Below are 22,636 nucleotides of genomic sequence, written 5' to 3'. Positions count from 1 at the left end.
ATCTCGCCGCCATTCAGGCCGCCGGCCTGCGCCTTGGCATCTCCACCCACGGCTACTTCGAGCTGATGCGGGCCCGGGAGTTGGCACCCTCCTATATAGCCCTGGGTCATATCTTCCCCACCAACACCAAGCAGATGCCGTCCCGCCCCCAGGGGCTGGTGCGGCTGCACCACTACCGCTCCCTGATGCAGGACTGGCCCACTGTCGCCATCGGCGGCATTAGCGAGGAGCGCATAGTGGCGGTGAAGGAGAGCGGGGTGGGCAGCATCGCCCTGGTCTCCGCCATCACAGGGAGCGACGACTGGCAGGGGGCCACGGCCCGTCTGCTGGCCGCCGTGGGGGCCGGGGATCCGGCGCGCTCCGCCATAGCGGCGCAGGAGGTGGCACATGCGCTCTGACGAGGCATCTCTAAGTGACGAAGAGTATCTGCGCTATGGCCGCCAGCTGATGCTCGCCGAGATAGGGGAGGAGGGGCAGGTGAGGCTGAAAGCCAAGTCGGTGCTGATCGTCGGCCTCGGCGGCCTCGGCTCGCCGCTCGCCCTCTATCTCGCTGGGGCCGGTGTCGGCACCCTGTGGCTCGCCGACGGCGACGTGGTGGATTCCAGCAACCTGCCGCGCCAGATCCTGTTCGATGGGGAGGGGCTGCGCCGCTCCAAGGCCGAGCTGGCCCGGGAACGGTTGGCGGCCCACAACCCCCACGTCGAGCTGATCGCCATCAACCAGCACCTCGATGGGACTAGTCTGCCAGCCTTCGTGGCCGAGGTGGATCTGGTTGTCGACTGCTGCGACAACCTGGCCAGCCGCCACGCCATCAACGCCGCCTGCGTGGCCCAGGGCAAACCCTGGATCTCCGCCGCCGCGGTCGGCTGGCAGGGTCAGTTGATGGTGCGAAGCACCCCTGAGCACCCCTGCTACGCCTGCCTCTACCCGGCGGATACCGAAATCAGGGAGAGCTGCCAGAGCAGCGGCGTTACCGGCCCCCTGGTGGGGGTGATGGGTTCCCTGCAGGCGCTGGAGGCACTGAAACTGCTGCTCGGGCGTCCCAGCCCGGTGGCGGGCACCCTGCGCCGCTTCGATGCCCTGGCCCATGAGTGGCAGACGCTGCGCCTGCCCCCCGATCCCGCTTGCCCGGTGTGTGGCAGCCATAAGGATGACCAATGAATATTCGATTGAACGATATCGAGCTGACGCTGCCCACCGGCCAGCGCCTGACCGAGCTGCTGGCGGTGCAGGAGATTGCCCCCCAGGGGGTGGCGGTGGCCCTCAATGGCGCCGTGCTGCCCCGCAGCCGCTGGCCAGAGACCCGCCTCAATGACGGGGACGAGATCCACCTTTTCACTGCCATCGCCGGAGGCTGAGATGCTGACCATTGCGAACCACACCTTCTCATCGCGCCTCTTCACCGGCACCGGCAAGTTTGCCCACCCCGAGCTGATGGCCGCCGCCATAGCGGCGAGCGGCTCCCAACTGGTGACCATGGCCATCAAGCGCCTCGAGCCCGGCAAGCGCCACGACGACATCCTGAGCCCCTTGCTGGCCCTCGGGGTCAAGCTGCTGCCCAACACCTCCGGTGCCAAGACAGCCGCCGAGGCGGTGTTTGCCGCCCACCTGGCCCGGGAGGCGCTCGGCACCAACTGGCTCAAGCTCGAGATCCACCCCGATCCCAAGTACCTGCTGCCGGATCCCATAGAAACGCTGAAAGCCGCCGAACAGCTGGTGAAGGAGGGCTTCGTGGTGCTGCCCTACTGCGGGGCCGATCCCGTGCTCTGCAAGCGGCTCGAAGAGGTGGGCTGCGCCGCCGTCATGCCGCTGGGCGCTCCCATCGGCTCCAATCAGGGGCTGGTGACCCGGGATTTCCTCTCCATCATCGTCGAACAGGCCAGGGTGCCCGTGGTGGTGGACGCAGGGATAGGGGCGCCGAGCCACGCGGCAGCGGCCTTCGAGCTGGGCGCCGACGCCGTGCTGGTGAACACGGCCATCGCCGTGAGCGGGGATCCTGTCGCCATGGGCCGCGCCTTCGCGCTCGCCTGCGAGGCCGGTCGCAGCGCCTATGAGGCGGGCCTCGGGGCGCGCGGCAGCCAGGCCCAGGCTTCCAGCCCTCTGACCGATTTCCTGGGGGCGTTATGAATCATGATGCTGGCTTAGGGCGAGAGCCAATGGCAATGCCCTCTTTCGACGCGTCCCCCGATTCTGCCGCACTGTGCCCCCCTCTCCCTCTGGGAGAGGGGCTGGGGGTGAGGGCGTCGGGGGTGAGGGCGCAGGAAGCAGAACCCTCCTTTATCGACCGCTGGCGCGAGCTGGAGTGGGACGATATCGGCATGCAGATCCGCGCCAAGACGGCCCGGGATGTCGAGCGGGCGCTGGCGGCGCCCCGCCGCACCCTGCAGGACTTTATGGCGCTTATCTCCCCGGCTGCCGAGCCCTTCCTGCCCCGGATGGCGGAGCTGGCGGAGCGCCTCACCCGCCAGCGTTTCGGCAATACGGTGGGTTTCTACGTGCCCCTCTATCTGTCGAACCTGTGCGCCAACGATTGCAGCTATTGCGGTTTCTCCATGAGCAACCGCTTGAAGCGCAAGACCCTGAATGCCGAGGAAATCGAGCGCGAGTGCCTGGCCCTCAAGGCGCGCGGCTTCGACAGCGTGCTGCTGGTGACCGGCGAGCACGAGACCAAGGTGGGCATGGACTACTTTCGTGAGCACCTGCCGCGGATCCGCCGCCACTTCAGCACCCTGGCGATGGAGGTGCAGCCCCTGTCGCAGGCCGAATACGCCGAGCTGAAAACCTTAGGCCTGGATGCCGTCATGGTCTACCAGGAGACCTACCACGCCCCCGCCTATGCCCGCCACCACCTGCGCGGCAACAAGCAGGACATCGAGTGGCGCCTCGCCACCCCTGACCGGCTGGGGCGCGCCGGGGTTGACAAGATTGGCCTCGGCGCGCTGATCGGCCTCTCGCCGGACTGGCGCGCCGACAGCTACTTCGTCGCCGAGCATCTGGCCTGGATGGAGCGTCACCACTGGCAGAGCCGCTATTCGCTCTCCTTCCCGCGGCTGCGCCCCTGCACCGGGGGGCTGGAGCCCGAGGTGACCATGTCGGACAGGCAACTGGTGCAGCTTATCTGTGCCTGGCGCCTCTTCTCGCCGACCCTGGAGTTGTCGCTCTCCACCCGGGAATCCCCGGCGTTTCGCAACGGCGCCCTGCGCCTTGGCATCACCCAGATGTCGGCGGAATCGCGCACCCAGCCGGGGGGTTATGCAGAAGGGGATAAAGAAGAGCTGGAGCAGTTCGCCATCCACGATGCTCGCCCGCTGGGTGAGGTAGCCGCCGCCGTCAGGCAGGCTGGGTTGCAGCCGGTGTTCAAGGACTGGGAACCCTTCCTGGGCCGATAGGGGCGGCCAGGCCCCCTTTACCGGTGGCCCCCGGTGAGTTCGGCCAGACTTCGTGCCTGTGGCAAGTCTGATGGCACGGCGCTGCCGTGCAATCGTAGGGTCGATTAGCCGGTAGGCGTAATCGTCCGTTTCGTGATGTTTGGGGAGTTGGGCCGAACTCCGCTGCTGCGGTTAGCCTGATGGCACGGCTTCGCCGTGCAGGACGCGAGGCCGCTGGCCTCGAAGGGGGTTCGCCCGCCCTTCGGGCTGGGGCGAGTGACTTTGGAAAGACCCAAAGTCACCAAAGGTCTTTTCCCCCGCCAATCCGACCGCTACGCGGTTTCCCTCGGGTCAGGTGCAAGGTCGGACGGACCGCCGCAGACGGCACATCCCTGTGCCGGCTGCGGCTGCGCCATCATCCCTGATGGCGCTCCTGACCTTGCCCCTTCCCCTCGGCGGACTGGAGGGGGAACCAAAACCATGCCCGCCATAACCTCGGGAGAATCGTAGGGTGCAATAAGCGGAGCGCATTGCACCGCCAACAAACTTGCCATGGTAAGCGGTGCAATTCACGTTGTTCATTGCACCCCATGTTTTGCTTCGTTTGAACCACATTTAACAACATGGTTGATTGTGGATTGGGCAAGGCATGGCGAATTACAAACGGGCATGGCAACCGGGGGGAACCTGGTTTTTTACGGTCGTGCTGGCTGAACGTCAGAACAACCATCTACTGGTCGAACGGATTGATCTGTTGAGGAAGGTTGTCAGGGAGGTGCAAGAGAGCCATCCATTCCGGATCCACGGCTGGGTGGTCTTGCCCGAGCATTTACACGCCTTGTTGGAATTGCCGCAAGGGGATACAAATTTTCCCCTGCGCTGGCGCCAAATAAAGGGCAAGTTTTCAAGAACCATCCCCAACACAGAGGGGCGTTCTGAATCACGCTGGAATCGTGGTGAGCGGGGTATTTGGCAGCGGCGTTATTGGGAGCATTTGATCCGCGATCAGGAAGATTTCAATCATCACCTCGATTACATACATATCAATCCCGTCAAACATGGATTGGTAACAGCCCCGAAAGATTGGCCCTATTCCACCTTACATCGCTGGGTTCAGCAGGGCAGGTATCCCTTATCATGGGGAGATACCGCCACGCCAGAATATGAAATACCACGCGACAATACATAAGCGGTATCAACGTAGGGTGCAATAAGCGGAGCGCATTGCACCATTTTCGGTACCTGTGGTTGGGTGTATTGAGGTGCAATTCACTTCGTTCATTGCACCCTACGGCACTTCCTGCTTGGTGGTGTTTATCGGGCCGCAGCTTCCAGCGCGGCTATCCCCCCGCCGCCAATCAATTTCAAATTCCGGCTGATTTGCTCCACCGGCCAGTCCCACCAGGCAAGGGCGTTGAGACGCGCTATGATGTCGTCGTCGAAGCGGTAGCGGATCACTTTGGCGGGGTTGCCGCCGACCACGGCGTAGTCGGGAACGTCAGTGGTGACCACGGAGCGGGCGGCGATGATGGCGCCGTTGCCGACCTTGACCCCCGGCATGATCAGCGCCTCATAGCCTATCCAGACGTCGTTGCCGATGACGGTATCTCCCTTGTAAGGAAGCGTGCCCGGCGCGGGGGCGGCGCTCTCCCAGCCGTTGCCGAAGATAAAGAAGGGGTAGGTGGAGAAGCCGGAGCTCTGGTGGTTGGCGCCGTTCATGATGAACTTGACCCCGCGGGCGATGGCGCAGAACTTGCCGATGATGAGCTTGTCGCCGATGAAGGGGAAGTGGTAGAGGACGTTGCGCTCAAAGCCTGCGGAGTCTTCCGGGTCGTCGTAGTAGCTGTAGTCACCCACCTCGATATTGGGCCCCTTGATGGTGTTCTTGATAAAGCACACCTGGGGGAAGCCGGTCATGGGGTGGGGATTGGCGGGATCGGGGCCGTGCATGGGGCGCTCCTCTGGGCTGTGGATTTTGAACACCCTAACGGAACCTTGTGGCCCTGTGCCACCTTTTTGTTCGCCCCGGTTCGCCAGCCTTTGTCGCCCCCGGCCCATGTGCCCATCGACCCGAAGCCACTTTTTCTCTAGCATGAGCTGATGCGGGGCGCGGGCTCCGTCACACGGATTTTTGACGGAGAAGAGATGATGAAGATGCGTCCCCTGTTGCTGCTGAGTGCTGTGCTGTTGGGCGGTTGTGCGGTCAATCCCTATGGCGGCACTCCGGCGCCGGTCACTGAGCCGAGCCAGCCGGTGAGTCAGCCGGACAAGCCGGTGCCCGAACCCGAAGCGGTCAAGCCTGCCCCCAAACCCGTGGCGCCGACCGGTCTGGCGCTGGCCATGGCGGATGCCTTCTTGAAAGCCCCCGAGGTGCAGGGGCTGAGCCAGGGTGGCAGCCCTGTGTTGCTGCTGATGGCGCCCCAGAACGGCACGGGCGAGCCGTTCAACACCCAGTCCATGGCGGTGGCCATGATCCAGCGGATCCAGTCCCACGGCGGTTTCAGCTTCGCCGACCCCGGTCAGGTTTCCGCCATCACCAGCCAGCTCGAGTATCAGCAGGGGGGGATGAATCCAGCCTCCCTGGTGCGGCTGGGCCGTCAGACCGGGGCCGGTTACATGCTGTACGGGGATCTGGTCTCCGAGGGGAGTCGCTATCGACTCACCATGAGCCTGATGGACTTGCACAGCGGCGAGCTGCTCTGGAACGAGAGCCGCGCCGCCAACCGCTGAACCATGAGTTATCTGGCCCTATGTGGTCATCGACGGGGCAGTGTCTGCTGCCCGCCATATTCTGATGACCTCATCGGGCCCCGCCGCTAGCCCTCCTCTCTATGTTGCCGCTCTTCCCATGATCCAATGACTTCCTCCTGGGGGCACCTGCTGCCCACCATATTCTGACGACCTCATCGGGCCTTGCCGCTACTCCCCCTCTCCATATTGCCTTTCCACTCATGACCCAATGACTTCCTCCTGGGGGCAGTGCCTGCCGCCCGCCATATGCTGACGACCTCATCGGGCCTTGCCGCTACTCCCCCTCTCCATATTGCCTTTCCACTCATGACCCAATGACTTCCTCCTGGGGGCAGTCGCGGCGGGTATTGCCTCTCCCATGCCTACTGATCGCAGACCATAAAAACGCGGCCAGAGTGCCAGGGGCAGGGCCGCGAAGGGTGGTTTCATGACGCCGCCGGGGCGGCTGTGCCTAGCCGAGCAAGCCGGAGATCCCTTGTCCTGCCATCAAGACGCCGGTGGCCAGTACGGCAAACCAGATCAGGGTGGCCGCGACCAGGGTGTAGCCAAGGGCGACGAACAGACCGTCACGCTGCAACATGCCGGTACAGAGCAGCAAGATGGCCCAGGCAGGCAGGGTATTGGTGAGGGGGATGGCGCCAAAGGGCATCATCAGCAAGACGGCGGCCAGCATGATCATCAGGCCGTTGCCCCTGTTGATACTGCTGCTGGCGGTCAGCACCAGCAGGCGGGGGCGCACGAACTTGTCGAGCCGGGCCAGCAGATCGGCGCCCTTGTGCAGGGTTGTTTTGAGCTGCTGGGTGGCAAAGCTGCGTGCCATCAGTCTGGCGGGTAGCCAGGGCACCCGGTTGAGGGTGATGCCGATACCGATAAAGAGGATCAGCAGGCCGAACACGCTGCTGATACCGGGAATGCTGACTGGCAGCAGGAAGGGCACCGTCAGCAGCAGGCAGAACAGCAGCATGCCCTGTTCCCCCACCAGACCGAGCAGCTCCCGCAGGCTGATCTGACCCTCACCCATGGCCTGGGCTGTGCTGCGCAGGGTCTGGGAAAGCAGGACGTCAGGATCCTTGAGCTCGATGGCAACCATGTTTGTGTCCTTGAAAAAAGTATGGGGCCGCATTGTCGGGGCCCGGGCGCGCCACAGCATACGGGGGCAGGGTGAATCGCCGATGAATAGGGCGTCGGAGCCGCGCTGGGCCAAGGAGAGTGTCACTCGCTGAATAATTAAAATAGGGAAAAGGGTTCCATTGGAGGATGTCGTTGGTGGCTTATTTCATGTTTCTGTCATCTGGCAACGTCAGGATGGCGACCTCGCTTTCAAGGATAACATCATGAACAAGAAGCCATTTATTCTCTGCGTGAGCCTGGCTCAGGCCCTGCTATTCTCCCAGTCGGCCCAGGCCCTCAACATAGTGATCAGCAATGATGATGGCTGGCAGACCAACAACATCCAGACCCTGCAGCAAGATCTTGTGGCGGCCGGTCATCAGGTGATCATCTCGGCCCCCTGTACCGAGCAGAGCGGCAAGGGCGGGGCGGTCAATATCTTCAAACCGGTGCCGGTCGATGAGAGCCAGGCGGCAGAGAATATCTACTGCGTGGGGGAGACGGACAGCAGCAAATCCTTTGCCGACTACTCGGAAGGCACCCCCGTCATGGCGGCGCTCTATGGCATTCAGGTCGCGGCCCAGGCCCAGTGGCAGAAGAAGCCGGACTTGCTCATCTCCGGCCCCAACGTTGGCAACAACCTGGGGGCCATGAACGAGAACTCGGGCACTATCGGGGCGGCCATTCTGGCCCTGACTCAGGAGGTGCCGGCCATCGCGGTCAGTGCCCATCAGAACTCGGGCACGGACGCCAGTCAGGGTCACAAGATAGCCGCCGTGGTGGTCGACATAGTGCGCCAGCTTGAGGCGACCCGTCCGGCGGGCCAGCCGCTGCTGCCACCTTATATGGGGCTCAATATCAATCTGCCCGAGGAGATAGATAGCAACCTCGGCTACAAGTTCACCGACATCGGCTGGAACGGCGGCGGCATGACCTGGGCCTTTGCCAGTGACCTGGATCAGAATCCGCAAGTGGTGGATGTGTTGACGCAGAAGGCGGCCGAGGCCACGGGTCAACCGGCGGCCGTGGTGCGTCCCCTGGTCAAGCAAGGGCTCAAGGGCAAACAGGCGGTGACCATAGCCCCAGGGGATAACCAGGATCAGGATGAACAGTCGGAAGGGGTGGTGGTGAAGCAGGGTTACATCACCATCAGTACCTTCGATGGCATCATTCAGGCCTCCAGCGCCAAGGTGCAGTTGACCCGGCAGCGCCTGTTCGGTCTGGCTCAGGAGTGAACCCATGAACAAGTTACTGTTCTGCATGCCGTTTATCCTGCTGTTGGCTGGCTGTCAGCAAAATGAGAGCCAGGCCCCCGCCCTCTCCTGGACGCAATACAAGGGCAGCACCCAGGATGAGGCGGGGCGTGCCACCCTGTTTGAGCTGAGCCAGGACAGTCAGGGCCGGCAGTTGCTGACCCGCTGGGATGAGCGGGATAACCAGCAAAGCTATGCCCCGGATGAACAGGAGAGCGCCGAACTCAGCTTCGCTCAGGGAGAGTATCAGTGCCGGGCGGGGCAGGAGCGTGTCGATTGCCGCTCACCCCAGGGGGAATTCATCCTCTATCCCCTGGCGGAGGGCGCCAGCGTGGATCCCCTGTCCTGGGTGGGAGAGTACAGCGCCGTATCAGAGGGGGAGCATTATCGGCTGAGCCTCAATGAGCGGGGCGGGCTGACCCTGGCCAGTGATCGCTGTCAGAGCACGGGCTCCTGGCAGGCGGGGCAGGGGGCAACCAGCGGCCGCTATCAGTTCAGTGAGGATGGCTGTGGTGTCGATGGCCTGAGCGGGCCCCTTGAGCTGGCCACGGAACATGGTCAGCTGATCAGCCTCAACCTGCAGAGCCCGCATGAGGCACTGCCTGTTACCTGGCTCAAAGAGGACGGGCCGAGCGGTGTCACCGGCAGTTAGTCGGGGTCATCTCTCGCGGTATCCGAGTCACCGATAGCAAACAGGGAGCCGAGGCTCCCTGTTTGCTATCTGCTGCGGACAGGGTTCAACCATGCCGCTTCACCATAGTGTTATATCAACCATGCACCTTCATCATACTGCTAACCCTGCACAGGCTCGGCGCTGTGCTCATCGTGCAGCAGCGCCTTGTCGGTCTGGCCGAGCAGCTGGCTGGTGATGGTGCCGGCCGTCATGGCGCCATTGACGTTGAGGGCGGTGCGGCCCATGTCGATGAGGGGTTCGACCGAGATCAACAGTGCCACTAGCGTGACCGGCAGCCCCATGGCGGGCAGCACGATCAGGGCGGCGAAGGTGGCGCCGCCGCCGACACCGGCCACGCCAGCGGAGCTGAGGGTGACGATGCCGACCAGGGTGGCTATCCAGATCGGATCCAGGGGGTCTATGCCCACGGTCGGGGCCACCATGACCGCCAGCATGGCCGGGTAGAGACCGGCGCAGCCGTTCTGGCCTATGGTGGCGCCAAAGGAGGCGGCGAAGCTGGCGATGGCCTCGGGCACCCCGAGGCGACGGGTCTGGGCTTCCACATTGAGGGGAATGGTGGCGGCGCTGGAGCGGCTGCTGAAGGCGAAGCTCAGCACGGGGGCGACCTTGCGCAGGAAGCTGAGGGGATTGACGCCAACCAGGGCGAGCAGCAGGCCATGGACCAGGAACATCAGTCCCAGCCCCAGGTAGGAGGCAAGCACGAAGCTGCCCAGTGTCATCACCTCCTGAGGGTTGGAGCTGGCGACCACCTTGGTCATCAGCGCCATCACGCCGTAGGGGGTGAGAGTCATGATGAGGCGGACCAGCTTCATCACCCAGGCTTGCAGGGTATCGATGGCGGCGAGCACCTTGTCCCCCTTGCTGGCATCCTCCTTCTTCAGCTGCAGGGCGGCCACACCCAGCAGGGCGGCGAAGATCACCACGCTGATGATGGAGGTGGGGTTGGCCCCGGTCAGATCGGCGAAGGGGTTCTTGGGAATAAAGGAGAGCAGCAGCTGCGGCACACCCAGCTCGCTCACTTTGGCAAGGTAGCTGGTCTCAATCACATCGAGGCGCGCACTCTCTTTGACGCCCTGCACCAGGCCCTCGGCGGTCAGGCCGAACAGCTGGGTGACCAGCACGCCGATCAGGGCGGCAATCAGGGTGGTGAACAGCAGGGTGCCTATGGTGAGCAGGCTGATGCGCCCCAAGGAGCTGGCGTTGTGCAGCTTGGCCACGGCGCTCAGTATGGAGGCGAACACCAGAGGCATGACAATCATCTGCAACAGTTGCACGTAGCCGTTGCCGACCAGATTGAACCACTCGATGGAGGCGGCGATGACGGGGTGACCGGTGCCATAGCAAAGTTGCAGGGCGAAACCGAACAGCACCCCCATCGACAGGCCGGTCAGTACCTTGCGAGACAGGCTCCAGCTCGGCTTGCTGAGTCTGGCCAGGGCCGTCAGCAGGGCGGCGAACAGCAACACATTGATGATGAGGGGTAGATTCATGGGGCCTCCAGCGGCAGAGTTGAGTCACTGCGGACGGGGGAGCCCGGATCCGGCAGGGCTGCGTATGGTACCAGCGCGCTCGAGGCTGGCTTAGACAGAAATGGAATTTTATAGAAGGATCAGGCTGTTGGATTGATTTCTGAGCAAGCTGTCGAGTCCACTGGCCATGGCAGCGGGGCAAGCAAGAGGGGATTGCCTTGCCAGTCTTGCACTTCGCGAGGGGGCGCGGCCATCACCACCATCGCGACCAAGGGCCATCCCGTTGCCACAGGGTGGTGCAGCGCCGCCAGCTTGTGTGGCACAGAATCATGCCAGATAGACAGTGTGGCGTGGCGCACATGTTGGGGGATGCGGCGGGGCCGCGTCAGCCCGGCAAGCCAAAATGGCGTTATACAGCCTCTGTTTAGGAGTGGGTGAAGCGGGCTCTGATATGCTCTGGCACAACCAATGCACATCAGGGAATGGTCATGACGAGAGCAGGAGTGATGGTGGTGGGAATGTTGCTGCCGCTGGGTCAGAGCTGGGGAGAGGAGTCGGCCGCCGATCTGGGCTGGCAGCTGACCCCTTTTCTCGGTTACAGCTCATCGATCGACTTCGAGAAGATGGATGAGCTGGCCCCCATGCCGGTCTCGACCGCCGTTGACTCCCTGCAGGGGGAGAGCTCGGGCAACTGGGGCCTGTTCATCAGCAAGGAAGTCAACGACCCCGGCATGATAGAGCTGCTCTACAGCCATCAATCCACCCCCATCGCCCCGGAGCAGCCGGACAGGCTGACGGTGGACACCCTGCACTTCGCCGGCGCCCTCACCCTCTTCGACAACGTCATGGCCCCCTATATAGGTGCCGGCATCGGGGTGACCCGCTTCGATGCCTATGAGAGCGAGGTGGCGCCCTCCATGTCGTTGGCGTTGGGGGTGCAACCCCGTCTGACCCAGCGACTGGCGCTGCGGGCCGAGGTGCGCGGCTACGGCTCCCTGGTCAATGACGACAGCCAGTTCCTCTGCAATCCCGAGGTCTGTGCCTTCCGGGTACGGGGGGATCTGCTCACCCAGTGGCAGGCCAATATCGGGCTGACGCTGCGCTTCTGACGCGCCGCCGCCCATGGCGGTATCGATATCAGAGACCAGAAGGGGGCCAGCGTGGCCCCCTTTGCAATGAGCAAATCTGGGTCATCAGCGAGGGTTGAGTAGCCAGCCACTGACCCTGTTCGCCGCCAGCAGTCGGTAGGCGAGCAGGGAGAGCACCAGCAGCACCGGCACCTTCACCAGCTCCCACCACAGCAGCTTGCCCTGGGGGCCGAACACCATCAGCCAGACCACCAGCATCATATGCAGGCAGTAAAGACCCAGCACCTTGGGGGCCTGGCGTTCCAGCCAGCTGCCCTTGCCCCAGCTTGGGTTGGCCAGCAGCAGGCCGAACAGGCCGAGCGCCCAGGGCAGGGAGCCCAGCAGGAAGTCATGACGGTTGAGGGGCACGGCGGCGAAACGCAGCAGGCCCGCGGCCTCCAGGGCATAGAGACCCATCCCCGCCACCATCAGCAGGGCGCAGCGCCTGGCATCGGGTTGCCAGCCACGCAGGCGCAGCTCGGCACCAAGCGCCACAAACAAGAGCGAGAAGAAGGGGCCGTTGCGGGTCAGCAGGGCCCACTCGCCCCCCGACAGCAGCGGGCCATAGGAGCCGCCGATCAGGGCAAGCCCGTAGAGCAGCACGCCCGCCACCAGGGCCAGCCGGGGCAGCTTGACCCGCCAGCAGAGGGCCAGCAGCAGAACGGCCAGCATCAGGGCGGGCAGGAACCAGAGGTGGATCATGCCCCCCACCCACCAGGCGTTGAGGGGATCCCCCAGCTGCATCTGCCACTGGCCCGCCATGGCGGGCAGATAGCCTTCCGTCATGGCCGCGACCGGGTTGAAGGGCACCAGCAGATAGACAAGGCTCCACACCAGCCAGAGCCCCAGCAGGGGGCGGCAGTAGCGCAGCGCCACCGCCATAGGCTTGTCTGCAGCCAGGGCGGGTTGCAGGAAGTAGCCAGCGCAGAGGAAGAAGAGCGGCACCGCGAAGCGGCAGAGCTGGTTGATGATGGCCCCGAGCCAGAGGTAGGGGGTGCCGTCCCAGAGGGTGGGATCGAACGGATTGCTGAAGGGGGAGAGGTGAATGGTCATCACGGCCAGGATGGCCAGGACTCGCCCGCACTCGATGCTGGAGATGCGCATGATACCTCGTTGGCGCTCTGGATCAGGGGAGCAGCATAGCAGTCGCAACTGACGCTCCTCCAGCCTGGGTTGCGACAACTGTGACCCCTGCCGATGGCCGGTTACCCTTTGTTACCCTGGCGCGGACCTGGCTCCCCGGGAGGGCATAGCAGGGCTTGGTCTGCCATGGATGGCTGGTTTACCATCGAGGGCAGCAAGCCACCGTCGTTGTGGCCTCATCATGGATCAGGGAGTCAGGGATGGAAGAGGTGATCAGGGCGGATCTGAACAGGGCGGAACATGGGGAGGCGCTGGTGCTCTTGCTCGATGCCTATGCCAGGGATGAGATGGGCGGTGGCACGGCACTGCCTGCGGATGTGAAGGCGCAATTGGCGGCGACGCTGGCCAAGCGTCAGGGGGCCCATGTACTGCTGGCCTGGGTCGATGGTCAGCCAGCCGGGGTGGCGACCTGCTTCGAGGGTTTCTCCACCTTTGCCTGCCGTCCCTTGCTCAACATTCACGATCTGGCCGTGCACCCGGACTACCGCGGCCGCGGCCTGGGCAAGCGCTTGCTGGCCGAGGCGGAGCGGCTCGCCCGCGAGTTGGGTTGCTGCAAGGTGACCCTGGAGGTACTGGAGGGCAACCGGGTGGCCCAGGCCGCCTATCGGGCCAGTGGCTTCGCCGGCTACGCACTCGATCCCGAGCTGGGCAGGGCCATGTTCTGGCAGAAGAAGCTCTCGTGACCCTCTCCAGACCGGCACTGTAGTGGGCGCCAAGCCGGCGCTGATACTGTCCGTGGCCCCTTTCATTGCCGTTGCCTGCGCTGGATGCCGGTCGCCGAGGCCAGGCGGCCCCCTGGGGCGTTATTGTCTGACCGTGGATCGTCAAGTTGTCAGCCGGGTTTTCGTGATCATATGAATCTTGTTTGCTAGGATGATCCCATGTGCCAGGAGTGAAAAATGTCACAAAATATCTATGATAATCAGGGCTTTTTCGAAGGCTATGCCCAGTTGCCCCGCTCAATTCAAGGCTTGGCGGGGGCTCCTGAGTGGTCTTCGCTGCAGGCCATGCTGCCAGCCTTGGCAGGCAAGCGAGTGCTGGATCTCGGCTGCGGCTATGGCTGGTTTTGCCGCAGCGCCCGGGAGCAGGGGGCGAGCGAAGTGGTGGGTATCGATCTCTCCAGCAGGATGCTGGCCCGGGCGGCGGAGCTGACCCGGGACCCGGCCATTCATTACCGGCGGGAAGATCTGGCGGCCCTGGCGCTGGACGGCGCGCAATATGACCTCATCTACAGCTCGCTGGCGCTGCACTATCTGGCCGAGGTTGGCCCCCTGTTCGGTCAATTGTTCGCGGCGCTGAGACCCGGCGGCCGCCTGGTGTTCTCGGTGGAGCATCCCATCTTCACCTGTCCACGCCAGCAAGGCTGGTTGCACGACGAGGGCGGCCAGCGCTCCTGGCCCATCAACAGTTATCAAGCCGAAGGGCCACGGCTGAGCAACTGGTTGGCGGAGGGGGTCATCAAGTATCACCGTACCCTGGGCGGTTATCTCAACCCTCTGATCGAAAATGGTTTCCGGCTCGTCCATGTGGAAGATTGGGGGCCGAGCGCCGCCCAGATCGCCGCCAACCCGGCCCTGAGCGAAGAGGCCGAACGCCCGATGTTGCTGCTGGTGGCCGCCAGCAAGCCCTGAGGCTGGTGCGACTCCCCGGGCCGTGAGATAACAGAAGGGCGCCTGGCTGGCGCCCCTTACCATCTAGAGACAGGACACCGCATATGGCGCTGACGGTTGAACAACTCTATGAAGTGATGGCTCAACTACCGGATCCCCTGTTCGTGCTCAGCGAGGATGGTTACTACATCGAATACCTGGGCGGCATAGAGCAGCAATCTTATCAGGATGGCAACCCCTTGGTCGGCAAGCGCTTGCAGGACATGCTGCCAGCGGACAAGGCGGCGTGGATCATGGCGCAGATTGTCCTCACCCTCGATAGCAACCAGGTGCAGGTGGTGGAGTACGAGCTGGCCGCCGCCGAGGTAAAGGATATCGATAGCGAGGCGGGCCCTCAGGGGATGCAGCGCTTCGAGGGCAAGATAGCGCCACTGCCCTCGCGCTACGAGGGCAAGCGCGCCGTCTCCTGGATGACGCGTAATATCACCCGCCAGCATGACCTGCAGCGTCGCCTGCAAGTGCTGAGCGAGACGGACCAGCTCACCGGCTTGCACAATCGTCGCTATTTCTTCGAACACTTCCCCAGCTTGGTTGCGGGCCACGTAACGGCGGGCCTCATCATGCTGGATATCGATCACTTCAAGCAGATCAGCGATCGCTATGGCCATCAGCAAGGGGATGGCGTGCTGCAAGCGTTCTGTGCCTGCGTTGCGGCCCAGCTGCGCCGGGGGGATCTCTTCGTGCGCAGCGGTGGCGAAGAGTTCTTGCTCCTGCTCCCCCAGTTGCAGGGGGAGGGACTCTGGCAATTGGCCGAGCGTATTCGTGGCGCCGTCGCGGCCATGGTGCTGGATGACAGGACGCCCGAGCTGCACATCACCGTCAGCATGGGCACCACCGAGATACAACCGGGGGAAGAGGCGGGGGCCGTGCTAGCCCGTGCCGATGAGTGGCTCTATCGCGCCAAGCGGGCGGGCCGCAATCAGGCGGCCCACTGTCCGGCACCCTGAATCACGACACTTTCTGGCCCATCCCGCCCCAGGGCGATGACGGTATCAGGGCGCTTTTCCCATGGGGCGGGCGCTTGGTCGCGTTCTTGATGACTCTTTCCTGGGCCTGGTACCTTGACGAACAGGATTGCGAACTGTTCTCATAGCCCCTCCCTGCTATTCATTGGAACCTTGCCATGAAAAAAATCCTGTTGATTGCCCTGACCTCACTGCCGCTGTTTGCACAGGCTGGCCTGCTCGATGCCGTCACGGGCGCCGTCTCCGACAGTACCAAGGAGATGGCTCTCGGCGCCGCGGATAGCTATACCAATGATGCCGTGCAGACGGCGCTTGGAATCAAGTCCGGTGTCTCGACCAAAGAGAGCATCAAGGAGAAGTTTGGTGCGCCGACCAGCACGGGCACCGAGGATAAACTGGAACTGTGGAACTACGACCTGTCGACCCTGAACGAGAGTTCACCGACCCTGGCTCAGACCACCAAGACACTGCTGCCGGATGCCAACCTCGACAATAAAAACGTGGTCATCCGCTTCGAAGGCGAGACGGTCAAGAGCCTGCGGGTGGCGGACAAGCCCAAGGCGTAGCCCGACGGGAGAGTGCAGAGAGAAAGGGGCTGATGAGCCCCTTTTTGTATGGCTGCATGAAGATGGGCAAGAAGAGTGCGGATAAGAAAAGGGGCCAGAGGCCCCTTTTTTGTGTCTTGATGGGTCTTACTTGTGTGCGTCGGCGAACGCCTTCATGGCGTCGGCATGTTTGGTCATGCCCTCGGCGCGCTCGCCCAGCTTCTTGATGAACTCGGCCTGCTTGACCGGATCCTCTATCTTGTCATAACGCTTTTGCAGATGAGCCTGGATCTCTTCCGGGGTCATTTTCTGCATGCGTTCCATCTTGTCGTGGCGGCCACCGTGATGCTTGCCATCCTTCATGGCGCACTCGCTCATGGCACCGGGCTGGGCTGTGGTGACGGCTTCGCTGGCGGCATAGGCACCCAGCGGCAGGCCCAGGATCAGGGTGGCGGTCAGCAGTGTCTTGGTCAGTTTCTTCATGGTGTTGCTCCTCAAGGGATGAATGCAGAGTCGGCGTGTTGCCTTGACCTCAAGTAAACACCCAGTCCGTGTCTGAACTTTGCCAGCAAGGGGCTTTTTTGTAGCAGACTGTGCCACCCCGCCCATTTGCCACAGTTTGACACAAACCCCCCGGGGGATTTTCGTATAATCGGGCCAGTTACGCTCACGCCCCTTTGTCTGAGAGAGAGTCGCGTCATGAATCAGTTGAACAACCATATCCTGGTGGTCGATGACCACGGCGAGATCCGCGACTTGCTCAAGCGCTTTCTGGAGCAGCATGGCATGCGGGTCAGCTGTGCCCGCGATGGGCGCGAGATGAAGAAATTGCTGGAGGAGCGCGAGTTCGATCTGCTGGTGCTCGATCTGATGCTGCCCGGCGAGGATGGTCTGACCCTGTGCCGCGAGCTCAGGGTCAAATCCAGGCTGCCCATCATCATGCTCACCGCCATGGGGGAGGAGACAGATCGCATCATAGGGTTGGAGATGGGGGCCGATGACTATCTGGCCAAGCCCTTCAATCCTCGCGAACTGTTGGCCCGGATCAAGGCGGTGATGCGCCGTACCCAGGCCGATCAGCAACCCGCCGCGGAGACGCTGTCCCGGGATTTGCGCTTCGACCGCTGGCTGCTCGACATCAATCGCCGGGAGTTACTCGATGAGGATGGGGTGGGGCTGAGCCTCTCTACCGCCGAGTTCGACTTGCTCAAGGTGTTTCTGGAGCGGCCCCAGCGGGTATTGAGCCGGGATCAGCTGCTGGATCTGGCCCGGGGCCGGGAGGCGGTAGCCTTCGATCGCGCCATCGATACCCTGGTCAGCCGACTGAGGCGCAAGCTGGAGCGGGATCCCAAGAATCCCGAACTCATCAAGACCATCTGGGGCGGCGGTTACCTGTTCGCCGCCGATGTGACCCAGGTCTGACGCCATGGCCTTCATCAAGCGGCTCTGGCCCAAGGGGCTCACCGGTCAGATAGTGTTGGTGGCCCTGGCCGGGCTTATCCTGATCCAGCTGCTCAGCATCCAGATCTACCGCACAGATAGAGAGGAGGCGCTGGGGTTTATCAATAGCCGCAATGCCATGCAGCGCATCGTCTCTGTGGTCAGGCTGTTGACCCTCTCTCCCCCCGAGTTGCACCGGGAGATATTGAAGGCGAGCCGCAGCGAGACTCTGTTCCTGCGCCTCGCCCCCGAGCCGCTGCAACCGGACAATCGCAGCCCCCGCTTCGAGGCGCTGGTGCGCAGCAAGCTGGGCTATCCCCCGGATCTGATGGTGGAGATCAGTGCCGAGCTGAGCAAGGATGCGCCCCGCAGCCGGGCCTGGCGCCATCATGTGCGCATGATGGACGATCGCAAGGGGCCGCCTCCTCAGGATATGCGGCTCTACGGCTCCATCGAGCTGCCGGGGGGCCAGTGGTTGCAGTTCAGTTCCCTGGTAGACAAGGAGGCGGGGACCTGGTCGCGGCAGACCACCTTCAACCTGCTGCTGGTGGCCAGTCTGGTGATCGGCATGATGATCTGGCTGTTTCGCCGTGCCACGCTCCCCCTCAAGCAGCTGGCCCATAATGCCGACAAGCTGGGGCGCGGCGAAGAGACGGCGCTGCTCAAGGAGGAGGGACCGACCGAGATCCGCGACTCCATCCAGGCATTCAACCGCATGCACACCCGGCTCGATCGCTTCGTGCAGGACAGGACCCAGATGCTGGCAGCCATCTCCCATGACTTGCGCACGCCCATCACCAGCCTGCGGCTGCGCAGCGAGTTTCTGGCCGATGGTGAGGACAAGGAGCGCATTCAGCAGACCCTGCAACAGATAGAGCAGATGCTGGCGGCGACCTTGAGCTTTGCCCGGGACGAAGGCACCCAGGAGCAGACTCGGGAGCTGGACCTGGTCAGCCTGCTGGAGAGTCTGTGCGACGACTATGCCGACATGGGTCAGCCGGTGCATTTCGAGGCAGAAGGCAAGCTGGTCTACGCCTGCCGTGCCAACACCCTGCGCCGGGTGTTGCAGAACCTGATAGGCAATGCCCTCAAGTACGCGGGGGAGGTGGAGGTTCGCCTCGAACCTGGCCCTCAGGAGTTGATCATTCGGGTGCTCGATCAGGGGCCAGGCATAGCCCATGACCAGCTCGACGAAGTGTTCAAGCCTTTCGTGCGCCTGGACGAGGCCCGCAATACCGAATCGGGCAGCGTGGGGCTGGGGCTCTCCATCGCCCGTACCCTGGTGCACCAGCACGGCGGTGAGTTGACCCTGCATAACAGGGCCGAAGGGGGACTGGAAGCCAGGATCAGCTTGCCACGCTAGGGTGATGACGCTCGCCAGCACGCCCCCACTCGCCACAAGACAAGAGGCCCGCATTATGCGGGCCTCTTGTCTTGCCGGGATGGTGATTAGAACTGATAGGTCAGCCCCAGGTTGTAGCGGCGCCCGTCCAGCACTGTGCCGTAGCTACCGTAATCCACCGTCTTGTCCAGCAGGTTGTAGATGCCCGCAGTGACGCTCAAGTCCTGGTTGGCCTTGTAGACCAATCCCGTGTCGAAGAAGGTGTAGGAGGGGGTGCCGTCGGCCATTTTGGCGCGACTCTGGTAGTCCGAGGTCTTGCTGCGGAAGTTGACCCGCGACCAGAGGCTGACTTGCTCCGTGGTTTGCCAATCCACCGAGGTATTGAACATGTGGCGCGGCATCTGGTTGAGGGGTTTGCCAGCCATGGGACCGCTTTTCTGCTCGGATTGGGTGTAGGTATAACTGGAGGCCAGGGACCAATCGGTATTGATCGCCCAGTTGGCCGTGCTCTCCACCCCGCGCATGTTCGCCTCGTCGACGTTGATGCGATCGCTGATGAAGTCATAGGTGTAGCCATTCAGGGTACAGCTTGGGTCACTCTTGCTGGAACAGCGCCGAACCTCGGAGATTTTGTTGTTAAAATCGGTGTTGAACAGGGTCAAACTGGCATTCAACCCTTGCTGACCATCCCACAGCAGCGCTATCTCTTCACTGAGGCTGGTCTCTGGCTTGAGGTCCGCATTACCGACCAGGATGCCATCCTGGGTGCCACCTCCGGTGGCCTGACCCCAGTTGGCGGCAGACATGCGCAAGTCAGGGGAGCGATAGCCGGTAGAGACGCCTCCCTTCAGGGTCCAGAATTCGGCAGGATGCCAGACGCCATACAGGCGTGGACTCCAGTGGTCACCATAATTCTCGTCCTGATCCAGGCGCACACCGGCGGTGAGGGCGAAACCCTCGGTCATGGCCCACTCATCCTCCACAAACAGCGCCCAACTCCAGCGCGTCAGCTGATCGGCGCTATTGGCCACCTTGAGCTGGTTGCCCTGATCCTGCAGATCCTCATAGCGGTACTGGCCACCGATGCTCAGATAGTGATCGCCGAGTATGAACTGGGTGTGGGTGTCGGCTATGGTGTTGAGCATCTTCATCTGCCGACCCGGATTGGTGTTCTCCTCGTGTTGCAGATAGCTGGAGGATGAGCCGAACTCATATTGGCCGTCGTGGGTGATGGCGTAATTGGTGCGCTCGTAGCGATTCAGGCTCGGCTTGGCTTTGGTGGGAATCGAGTCACCTGGTGTGCGATCCCTGTCTTGCAGGCCGCGACTGGCCTCGAAGTCGAACCTGTTGTGTTCATCTGGCGTCAGACTGAATACGGCAGTACCACTGCGCATCTCCTGTTCGGCAAAGCCATTCTCGAATTGATCCTCATCCCGATGGGAGAGCAGACCATTGACCCTCACCCCCAGCAATCCCTCGACCAAGGCGCCCGCTGCATAGGCGTCGGTCTGGAAGATATCTCCGGACTCCTGATCTTCCTGAAAGGTGGAGTCGGCGTGGAGTGAGCCTTGCCATGCGGTCATGCTGGCGCTCTTGCGAGTGATGACGTTGATGACGCCGCCCATGGCATCGGAACCATAGCGGGAGGACATGGGGCCGCGTACCACCTCAATGCGATCTATGGCTTGCAGGGGAGGCAGCCAGCCTTGTTCTATGCCGGGACCATCGCTGTTGGGGCGAGTGCCACGACTGTCGACCCGTTTACCATCGACCAGCATCAGTGTGTATTTGGAGCCCATGCCCCGGATACTGATGTCGCTGCTGCTGCCACCCCCTGTCACCACAACCCCGGGCACGTCTTTCAAGGCATCGGTGACGTCACGATAGGCGCGCTTCTCCAGCTGTTCGCGTGTCACGACCGAGATGGAGGCGGCGGTGTCTTCAATCTTCTGCTGGAAACCTGAAGCCGTGACAACCATCACTTCGTTCTGGCTGGCATGAGCCTGGCTGGCAAGGGCTGCGAATATCAGAGGGGCAAGGGGGGTAATGCGTATGCTGGTCATGGGAACCTGAACTCCTGGGAAGGAAAGTTTCTCAATCCGCCATGGCATCCCGGGATCTTGGTGTCGCACTGGGACGGCTGGATTGAGCCTCAAACGGGGAAACCGTTTCGGCAGGCATTCTAATTAAATGAGAATTAAACGCAATTGATATCTATTATCATCTTGATGGGGGCAGGAGAGAGGGAACGTGTCAGGGCAAGGAGGAGGGGGCTTCACCGTTTTTCAGGCAACTTTCAGACAACAAAAAACCCGCCTAGGCGGGTTTTTTTAATTCTTGCAGTGGTCAGTCAGCAGACTTGGGTCTGGTTACTGGCCCTTGGCTTGAATTACAGACCAACTACGTTGGCAGCAGCAGGACCTTTCTGGCCTTGCTCGATGGTGAACTCAACGCGCTGACCTTCGTCCAGGGTTTTGAAGCTGGTGGACTGGATAGCGGAGAAGTGTACGAACACGTCTTTGCTGCCGTCAGCCGGGGAGATGAAGCCAAAACCTTTTTCAGCGTTGAAGAACTTAACGGTACCAGTCATTTTGTTAGACATAATAATTTCCTTTACAGTGTTTAAGTGCCATATGGCAATTTATGATTTTTCGTCAGAATACGTATGGCGCACTAAAGAAGGAGAATTATTTGATAAGTGGAATCCGAGGACAACTCTTATCTAATCACTGCTTTACTAGAGACTACCTAACATAATGTGGTCTGAACTACCGAACCATCGAGAAACATTAAAACATGCCATCTCAGTGATGGCAATCTTTATCTCGTAAATCATTTCTTTCAGCAGCCGATCTGGTGATCACTTTCCCCAAAAAAGAGACTTGAATGGTTCAGGTGCTTTTTGAGGAGAAAAGAGGCAGAACCTTGTATGGCCTGCCTTGGCGCTGAATTATCGCCCCTGCCTACTGGGTATAATGCCGGAGGGCGGGTCGGGTGAAAAAACCTGAAAAAATTGTGGTTAAGGGGCGATCCGGGTCAGGCTCGAACTCGCCACTCGGGATGTGTTGTCCCTGGGTGACGAGCCTGAGTGGTCAGCGGCGGCCGCGGAACTTGTCGCTGACGGAGTCAATCCAGCTGAAGGTTTCTGGCAGCACTTGGTTGCGAGCCCGTTCCTTGGCTTTCTCGCGAGCAAGGCGAGAGGCCTCTTTGGCGGCTTCGGCGCGATCGGCAACCACCTTGAGGCGGCCCTCTTCCCGGATTTTGTTGCGCTCGCCATTGGTCAGCGGATGATCCGCATTGGCCTGTGCCTTTTGCAGCAATTGGGCGATATCGGCTTTTTCTTTATCGGTCAGATCTTTCATTTCCAATTTTTTCACGGGGCTCTCCTGGCAAGTTGGGAATGAAATACCTTATCACATTTCGCTGATTATTTCTTATTCTCCGCTTGCCATCACATTTACCCCCTGTTAGTGCCGAATTATTTCCCTGTTCACTTGGCTCTCTGCCGGACATATTTGTGACGAGAGATAGAACATTAAATGCGGGTTCTGGCCAGGCGTTAAATTAAATAGTGATATGCATGAATGGTTTGCTCGCTCTTCAGGTCAAAAAAGCCGATGCAAAGGGAATGAGGAGGGGGAGCAAATGGGGATGGATCCCGGCCTTGATTAGGGAGTATGCTGATTTTGCTTCCCGCTCAATGGGGAGGCAAGGAAGTACTGTAGTTTACGATTCGGATTGCAGCAGGGGTTAGCCCCC

General features: G+C 61.7%; 24 protein-coding genes. 16 read left to right on the top strand and 8 right to left on the bottom strand.

What is annotated here, in order from left to right; all coding sequences use genetic code 11:
* The 6 genes from BN1130_RS10960 to BN1130_RS21670 all read left to right on the top strand — a co-directional run.
* A partial coding sequence (locus BN1130_RS10960; RefSeq protein ID WP_042042051.1) for a thiamine phosphate synthase occupies positions 1-398 on the top strand: 398 nt, incomplete at its 5' end.
* Complete coding sequence (locus tag BN1130_RS10955; protein WP_042042050.1) at positions 388-1,161, top strand: HesA/MoeB/ThiF family protein; 774 nt, start codon at positions 388-390, stop codon at positions 1,159-1,161. The genes BN1130_RS10960 and BN1130_RS10955, both read left to right, overlap by 11 nt.
* Entirely contained in the window at positions 1,158-1,358 is a 201-nt protein-coding gene (gene thiS / locus BN1130_RS10950; protein WP_042042049.1) for a sulfur carrier protein ThiS, read from the top strand. The genes BN1130_RS10955 and thiS overlap by 4 nt, the downstream gene beginning before the upstream one ends.
* A gap of 1 nt (position 1,359) precedes the next feature.
* Positions 1,360-2,127: a thiazole synthase gene (locus BN1130_RS10945; protein ID WP_042042048.1), complete on the top strand. Its 768-nt coding sequence runs from the start codon at positions 1,360-1,362 to the stop codon at positions 2,125-2,127.
* Positions 2,128-2,162: 35 nt separating this feature from the next.
* Complete coding sequence (thiH, locus tag BN1130_RS10940; RefSeq protein ID WP_084218187.1) at positions 2,163-3,389, top strand: 2-iminoacetate synthase ThiH; 1,227 nt, start codon at positions 2,163-2,165, stop codon at positions 3,387-3,389.
* A 628-nt stretch (positions 3,390-4,017) separates the two neighbouring features.
* On the top strand, positions 4,018-4,557 hold the full coding sequence (locus tag BN1130_RS21670) for an REP-associated tyrosine transposase (protein ID WP_084218186.1): 540 nt from the start codon (positions 4,018-4,020) through the stop codon (positions 4,555-4,557).
* Positions 4,558-4,682: 125 nt separating this feature from the next.
* Here BN1130_RS21670 and BN1130_RS10935 read toward each other — a convergent pair whose 3' ends face one another.
* Positions 4,683-5,318: a Vat family streptogramin A O-acetyltransferase gene (locus BN1130_RS10935; protein ID WP_042042046.1), complete on the bottom strand. Its 636-nt coding sequence runs from the start codon at positions 5,316-5,318 to the stop codon at positions 4,683-4,685.
* 198 nt (positions 5,319-5,516) lie between these two features.
* Between BN1130_RS10935 and BN1130_RS10930 the strand changes: the two genes are divergently transcribed.
* A complete protein-coding gene (locus BN1130_RS10930) occupies positions 5,517-6,098 on the top strand; it encodes an LpoB-related protein (protein WP_042042058.1) in 582 nt (193 codons plus the stop codon).
* Between the two features lie 472 nt (positions 6,099-6,570).
* Here BN1130_RS10930 and BN1130_RS10925 read toward each other — a convergent pair whose 3' ends face one another.
* On the bottom strand, positions 6,571-7,209 hold the full coding sequence (locus BN1130_RS10925; RefSeq protein WP_042042045.1) for an exopolysaccharide biosynthesis protein: 639 nt from the start codon (positions 7,207-7,209) through the stop codon (positions 6,571-6,573).
* Between the two features lie 244 nt (positions 7,210-7,453).
* On the opposite strand from BN1130_RS10925, the gene BN1130_RS10920 reads away from it, so the two are divergent.
* On the top strand, positions 7,454-8,464 hold the full coding sequence (locus BN1130_RS10920; RefSeq protein WP_042042044.1) for a 5'/3'-nucleotidase SurE: 1,011 nt from the start codon (positions 7,454-7,456) through the stop codon (positions 8,462-8,464).
* 4 nt (positions 8,465-8,468) lie between these two features.
* Entirely contained in the window at positions 8,469-9,134 is a 666-nt protein-coding gene (locus BN1130_RS10915; protein WP_042042043.1) for a hypothetical protein, read from the top strand.
* A gap of 140 nt (positions 9,135-9,274) precedes the next feature.
* Here BN1130_RS10915 and BN1130_RS10910 read toward each other — a convergent pair whose 3' ends face one another.
* Positions 9,275-10,666: an L-cystine transporter gene (locus BN1130_RS10910; RefSeq protein WP_042042042.1), complete on the bottom strand. Its 1,392-nt coding sequence runs from the start codon at positions 10,664-10,666 to the stop codon at positions 9,275-9,277.
* A gap of 467 nt (positions 10,667-11,133) precedes the next feature.
* Between BN1130_RS10910 and BN1130_RS10905 the strand changes: the two genes are divergently transcribed.
* The gene (locus BN1130_RS10905; RefSeq protein WP_042042041.1) at positions 11,134-11,754 is read left to right on the top strand and encodes an outer membrane beta-barrel protein; all 621 of its coding nucleotides are present in this window, start codon (positions 11,134-11,136) and stop codon (positions 11,752-11,754) included.
* Between the two features lie 84 nt (positions 11,755-11,838).
* Here BN1130_RS10905 and BN1130_RS10900 read toward each other — a convergent pair whose 3' ends face one another.
* Positions 11,839-12,876 carry an acyltransferase family protein gene (locus BN1130_RS10900; RefSeq protein WP_042042040.1) on the bottom strand — a complete coding sequence of 346 codons (1,038 nt, stop codon included), beginning with the start codon at positions 12,874-12,876 and terminating at the stop codon, positions 11,839-11,841.
* Positions 12,877-13,115: 239 nt separating this feature from the next.
* Here BN1130_RS10900 and BN1130_RS10895 point away from each other — a divergent pair, with 239 nt between their 5' ends.
* From BN1130_RS10895 to BN1130_RS10880, 4 genes are all read left to right on the top strand, one after another.
* Entirely contained in the window at positions 13,116-13,598 is a 483-nt protein-coding gene (locus BN1130_RS10895; RefSeq protein WP_042042039.1) for a GNAT family N-acetyltransferase, read from the top strand.
* A 216-nt stretch (positions 13,599-13,814) separates the two neighbouring features.
* Entirely contained in the window at positions 13,815-14,546 is a 732-nt protein-coding gene (locus BN1130_RS10890; protein ID WP_042042038.1) for a class I SAM-dependent methyltransferase, read from the top strand.
* Between the two features lie 83 nt (positions 14,547-14,629).
* Positions 14,630-15,532, top strand: coding sequence for a sensor domain-containing diguanylate cyclase (locus tag BN1130_RS10885; protein WP_042042037.1), 903 nt, complete (start codon positions 14,630-14,632; stop codon positions 15,530-15,532).
* A 176-nt stretch (positions 15,533-15,708) separates the two neighbouring features.
* Positions 15,709-16,116 carry a hypothetical protein gene (locus BN1130_RS10880; protein WP_042042036.1) on the top strand — a complete coding sequence of 136 codons (408 nt, stop codon included), beginning with the start codon at positions 15,709-15,711 and terminating at the stop codon, positions 16,114-16,116.
* 126 nt (positions 16,117-16,242) lie between these two features.
* Here the strand turns inward: BN1130_RS10880 and BN1130_RS10875 are convergent, their stop codons facing one another.
* Entirely contained in the window at positions 16,243-16,578 is a 336-nt protein-coding gene (locus BN1130_RS10875) for a hypothetical protein (RefSeq protein ID WP_042042035.1), read from the bottom strand.
* 216 nt (positions 16,579-16,794) lie between these two features.
* On the opposite strand from BN1130_RS10875, the gene BN1130_RS10870 reads away from it, so the two are divergent.
* A complete protein-coding gene (locus BN1130_RS10870) occupies positions 16,795-17,517 on the top strand; it encodes a response regulator (protein WP_042042034.1) in 723 nt (240 codons plus the stop codon).
* A 4-nt stretch (positions 17,518-17,521) separates the two neighbouring features.
* Complete coding sequence (locus BN1130_RS10865; RefSeq protein ID WP_042042033.1) at positions 17,522-18,898, top strand: ATP-binding protein; 1,377 nt, start codon at positions 17,522-17,524, stop codon at positions 18,896-18,898.
* A gap of 86 nt (positions 18,899-18,984) precedes the next feature.
* Here the strand turns inward: BN1130_RS10865 and BN1130_RS10860 are convergent, their stop codons facing one another.
* The 3 genes from BN1130_RS10860 to yjbD form a co-directional block, all read right to left on the bottom strand.
* Positions 18,985-20,940 (bottom strand): ligand-gated channel protein, encoded by a 1,956-nt coding sequence (locus BN1130_RS10860; protein ID WP_042042032.1) that lies wholly within the window; start codon positions 20,938-20,940, stop codon positions 18,985-18,987.
* Positions 20,941-21,266: 326 nt separating this feature from the next.
* Positions 21,267-21,479, bottom strand: coding sequence for a transcription antiterminator/RNA stability regulator CspE (gene cspE, locus BN1130_RS10855; RefSeq protein WP_005316548.1), 213 nt, complete (start codon positions 21,477-21,479; stop codon positions 21,267-21,269).
* 490 nt (positions 21,480-21,969) lie between these two features.
* A complete protein-coding gene (gene yjbD, locus BN1130_RS10850) occupies positions 21,970-22,254 on the bottom strand; it encodes a DUF3811 domain-containing protein (protein WP_040319253.1) in 285 nt (94 codons plus the stop codon).
* Between the last annotated feature and the right edge of the window lie 382 nt (positions 22,255-22,636).

The sequence above is a fragment of the Aeromonas rivuli genome (genome assembly GCF_000820045.1).
GTDB lineage: Bacteria > Pseudomonadota > Gammaproteobacteria > Enterobacterales > Aeromonadaceae > Aeromonas > Aeromonas rivuli.
This window is presented reverse-complemented; position numbering and strand designations above follow the sequence as displayed.